The sequence below is a fragment of the Acinetobacter sp. UBA3025 genome (genome assembly GCF_002367915.1).
GTDB lineage: Bacteria > Pseudomonadota > Gammaproteobacteria > Pseudomonadales > Moraxellaceae > Acinetobacter.
On the sequence record NZ_DFDO01000267.1, the window covers coordinates 1 to 3,838 of the forward strand.

The 3,838-nt window shown below is 43.3% G+C and carries 4 protein-coding genes; all 4 read left to right on the plus strand.

Going from position 1 to position 3,838, the window contains the following annotated elements; genetic code table 11:
- Positions 1 to 532 (plus strand): NAD(P)H-dependent flavin oxidoreductase (locus tag B4J23_RS11200; RefSeq protein WP_291360656.1); only part of this gene is annotated, 532 nt, incomplete at its 5' end.
- A 207-nt stretch (positions 533 to 739) separates the two neighbouring features.
- Positions 740 to 2,542 carry an acyl-CoA dehydrogenase C-terminal domain-containing protein gene (locus tag B4J23_RS11205; protein ID WP_291360658.1) on the plus strand — a complete coding sequence of 601 codons (1,803 nt, stop codon included), beginning with the start codon at positions 740 to 742 and terminating at the stop codon, positions 2,540 to 2,542.
- A gap of 135 nt (positions 2,543 to 2,677) precedes the next feature.
- Positions 2,678 to 3,517: an alpha/beta fold hydrolase gene (locus B4J23_RS11210; protein WP_291360660.1), complete on the plus strand. Its 840-nt coding sequence runs from the start codon at positions 2,678 to 2,680 to the stop codon at positions 3,515 to 3,517.
- Between the two features lie 15 nt (positions 3,518 to 3,532).
- The coding region (locus tag B4J23_RS11215; RefSeq protein ID WP_291360662.1) for an NAD(P)-binding protein at positions 3,533 to 3,838 on the plus strand (306 nt) is incomplete at its 3' end.

The following is a 3,838-nucleotide window of genomic DNA, read 5'->3' on the forward strand; positions in this document are numbered from 1 at the left end:
CCATCCGGGTGAAGATGATATTCCTGTGCTTATCTTAATTCCAGCAGCTGCTGATCAGCTTAGCGTACCGATTGTGGCTAGTGGTGGTTTTGCTGATGGACGTGGTCTGGTGGCAGCACTTGCTTTAGGTGCTGAAGGAATCAATATGGGAACACGCTTTTGTGCTACTCAAGAAGCGCCGATCCATCCTAATATCAAGCAGTTTTATGTCGACAATGATGAAAGGGCAACGCATCTTCTTTACCGTCAGTTCAGAAATACTGCGCGTGTTGCGAAGAATGCAGTATCTGATCTTGTCGTTAAAATGGGTGAAGATCCAAATCTGGAATTTGAACAGATTCGCCCTTATGTCAGTGGCTTAAAAGGCAAGCTGGCTTTGGAAAATGGCGATGTAGATGCAGGTGTACTGACAGCAGGTCAAGTGATGGGGTTAATCCATGACATTCCAACCTGTCAAACGCTGATTGACAATATCATGCAAGAAGCAGAACAGATAGTTCAGCAACGTTTGGCTCAGTTTTTCCCGCGCTAGATCGATTTATTTTGATCATTTAATAAAAAGTCATTCATTACCGAATGGCTTTTTTATACCAAAGTTTTAATTTTTTAAATGTGATTTTTTATGTCATGACTAGATTTTATCCATGAACTTATATTATATTCGACCTAAAACATAATTTCGTATTATGAAATTAATTGTCATAAATACACAAATTAGAACTCATACAAGGGAATTACGATGAGAAATTATATTGCGCCATTAAAAGACATGAAGTTTGTGCTGAAAGATCTGCTCAATGTTGAACAGAAATACGAAGGCTATGCAAAGTTCGCAGACAAAGTTTCTATGGATATTATGGAACAATATCTGGAAGTCGCTGCGGACTTTTGCCAAAACGAACTTCTACCGATTAATGCGACAGGCGACCAGCAAGGCTGCCGTTTGCAGGATGGCGTCGTAACTACACCGGATGGTTTTAAAGCGGCTTATGACAAATATGTAGAACTCGGCTTTACCTCATTAACTGGCGATGAAAAATATGGTGGCCAAGGCTTCCCGACCTTATACCGTATTGCCATTTCTGAAATTATTACGGCGACCAACTGGTCTTGGGGTATGTACCCAGGCCTGTCTCATGGTGCGATGCGTACTTTAGAACATCACGGTAGTGATGAACAAAAACAGAAATTCCTGGTGCCTTTAATTGCAGGACGCTGGACCGGAACCATGTGTTTAACTGAATCACATGCCGGTTCTGATCTGGGCCTAATCCGTACCAAAGCGGTGCCAAATGAAGATGGCAGCTACAGCATCAGTGGTGAGAAAATCTTTATTTCTGCAGGTGAGCATGACCTGGCTGAAAATATCGTACATATCGTACTAGCACGTTTACCGGATGCGCCTGCCGGCACCAAAGGTATTTCGCTGTTTATCGTACCTAAATACAATCTGGATGAAGCTGGAAATGTGGCTTCACGCAATGGCGTGGTGTGTAGCGCGATTGAACACAAGATGGGTATTCATGGCAATGCGACCTGTGTACTGAATTTTGATAATGCCAAAGGTTTCCTGATCGGGCCTGAAAACCGCGGCTTGAACTGCATGTTTACTTTCATGAACTCTGCACGTATTGGAACGGCGATTCAAGGTCTTGCTGCAGCTGAATCTTCTTATCAAGGCGCATTGGCTTATGCCAAAGACCGTCTGGCCATGCGTTCACTCGAAGGTGCGAAAGAGCCAAACCTGCCTGCGGATCCAATCATTGTGCATCCGGCAGTGCGTAATATGCTACTGACTCAGAAAGTATTTGCTGAAGGTTCACGTGCCTTGGCTTATTATCTGGCGACTTATGCTGATATTGTTGAAGCAACAGATAATCCTGAAGAGAAGAAAGCCGCAGAAGATCGTCTGGCATTATTAACCCCAATTGCTAAAGCATTAATGACCGAAACAGGTGTAGAAGCGGCCAAACATGGTATGCAGGTTTTTGGTGGACACGGCTATATTGCTGAACATGGCATGGAACAGATTGCCCGTGATGCACGTATTGCCAGCCTCTATGAAGGCACTACTGAAATTCAATCAATCGACTTACTGGCACGTAAAGTACTAGGTTCAAAACTAGGTTTGTTGACTGCCTTAACTGATGAAATCCAAGGTTTTGTAAAAGAACATCAGCAACATGCCCAGTTTAACCAGCAAGTGGCACAAGTGAGTCAGTTGACTGAGCAATGGCTAGAATTAACCAAAACGATTCAGGCTCAGGCACAACAGTCTGCAAATGAAATCGGTGCGGCATCAGTCGATTACTTATACTTCTCTGGTTATGTGGTGTCTTCGTATTTATGGCTGAAAATGGCGATTACGGCGCAGCAAAAAATTGAAGAAGGCAATACTGATCCGTTCTATGCAGCAAAGATCAAAACTGCGCAATTCTTCTTTGCACGCATTCTGCCAAGAACTTCAACTCACGTTGCCAATATTCAGGCCGGTGGTGAGAGCCTGTTCTTGCTTACACCAGAAGAGTTTAAATTCGATTAATCCTTTTACCCACGATCAATCTCTCGATCGTGGGTCTTTTTTTTCTTACTACTTTTTCATCCTGCACAAAATTCAATATCGATGGGTGCTTTTTAGTATTGCATCGGCCATAAAACAACAAGATCAGGAGTCTATATGGATTTAGACACGATTACACGACAATGTCCTTATGGTGATCAACAACTCACTTATCATGAAGTCGGACAGAAATCTTCATATCCCACCATTATTCTGATTCATGGCACAGGTGGAAATACCGACAAACATTTCAGTTATATTTTCCCCATGCTCGGTATTCATCAGCGGGTTTTATCGATTGATTTGCATACCCCAGATAAAGCCGATCTAGCAGTGACTGATTTTAGCCAGCAAGTTGAAGCACTGATCCAGCATGCAGTTGCAGAAGGTGAAACAATTACTGTGGTAGGTTATTCACTTGGTGCCGTGATTGCTGCACAAGTAGCCGCGAGTCTTAAACAACGTGTGGCACGTTTGATTCTGTTAGCCGGTTGGGCAAAAACCAGTTCAGTCCAACAACTGCGAACCACGATCTGGCAACAGTTATTTAATGATCAATCTGCGGCTTTGCCACATTTTGTAAATTATTGCCTATATAGCGATGACTATCTGTCAGCTCGTAGTGAAAAACAGGTGCTTGATCTGGCACGTTTCGTCAAACCTTCTCAAGATGCAGCTAAACAGCGTGAACTGAATTATCGCATTGATATCACCGCCATTTTGCCGGACATCTCTGCTGAGACCTTGATCGTGGCCTGTCGTGAAGATCGTATGGTGCCTTTAGCGCAAGCAAAATTACTCTTTGCTTCGATTCAGAATAGCCGTTATATCGAAATTTCTTCGGGACATGCGATTCATATTGAAGCGCCAGCAGAAGTTGTGCAGCTAATTAATCAGTTTAGCCAGCATCCAGAGCAGTATCCGGCGAATCAAAAAATCCAGCCCATGATGCCTTAAAAAAGGAGAAAAATAATGCAAGCTCAAGGACAGCGCAGCAAGATTTTAATTGTAGGCAGCGGTTTTGGTGGCCTAGGAATGGCGATCCGTCTTAAACAGCAGGGCATTCACGATTTTAAAATCATTGAACGTGCCGCAGAAGTAGGCGGAACATGGCGGGATAATACCTATCCCGGCGTCGCCTGTGATGTACCATCACATTTATATTCTTTCTCGTTTATTAAAAATCCCAACTGGTCACGTGTCTTTCCGCAAGGGGCAGAAATTCAGCGTTATTTAATTCAATGCTGTGATCGAGAAAATATCCGGCCACATATTGAT

Coding starts and splice junctions, on each gene's coding strand:
- B4J23_RS11205 (WP_291360658.1), top strand. CDS start 740: ATGAGAAATTATATTGCGCCATTAAAAGACATGAAGTTTGTGCTGAAA.
- B4J23_RS11210 (WP_291360660.1), top strand. CDS start 2,678: ATGGATTTAGACACGATTACACGACAATGTCCTTATGGTGATCAACAA.